At 58.6% G+C, this 831-nt stretch carries 1 protein-coding gene; it reads right to left on the reverse strand.

The features are described from left to right. A partial coding sequence (locus BFP93_RS00350; protein WP_141687917.1) for an immunoglobulin-like domain-containing protein occupies positions 1-831 on the reverse strand: 831 nt, incomplete at both ends.

Genomic DNA, 831 nt, shown 5'->3' on the forward strand with positions numbered 1-831 from the left:
CCACATCAGTAATCGTGGTGACCGCAGGCGTGGTGCTCGGCACCAGGTTTTCAAAGTTGCCGCCGGTTGCGCCTGTAATAGTGGTGCTGACGGTGCTGCCATTAACGTAGACATCGTTCGGCGGTGTGTCGACCACGACCGTACCTGTCGACTCACCCGCCTTGATGGTAATCACCGAGCCATTGCTCAAGGTGACGCTCACCGGGGTTTGTGCCGGGTTGGTCAGGGTCGCGGTGTAGGTGATCTGACCACCTTCGGTCACGGTCGAACCGGCCGTCAGCGTAACAGTGGTGGTATCGACCACATCAGTAATAGTGGTGACCGCAGGCGTGGTGCTCGGCACCAGGTTTTCAAAATTGCCGCCGGTTGCACCGGTAATGGTGGTGGTGACGGTCGAACCGTTAACGTAGACGTCGTTAGCCGGGGTATCCACGACCACTGTACCAACCGACTCACCCGCCTTGATGGTAATCACCGAGCCATTGCTCAAGGTGACGTTCACCGGGGTTTGCGCCGGGTTGGTCAGGGTCGCGGTGTAAGTGATCTGACCGCCTTCGGTCACGGTCGAACCGGCCGTCAGCGTGACAGTGGTGGTATCGACCACATCAGTAATGGTAGTAACCGCAGGCGTCGTGCTCGGCACCAGGTTTTCAAAGTTGCCGCCGGTTGCGCCGGTAATAGTGGTGCTGACGGTCGAACCGTTAACGTAGACGTCATTGGCCGGGGTATCGACAACCACAGTACCTGTGGACTCACCCGCCTTGATGGTAATCACCGAGCCATTGCTCAAGGTAACGCTCACCGGCGTCTGCGCGGGGTTGTTCAATGTCG

This window comes from Pseudomonas sp. 44 R 15 (assembly GCF_900004965.1).
Lineage (GTDB): Bacteria > Pseudomonadota > Gammaproteobacteria > Pseudomonadales > Pseudomonadaceae > Aquipseudomonas > Aquipseudomonas orientalis_A.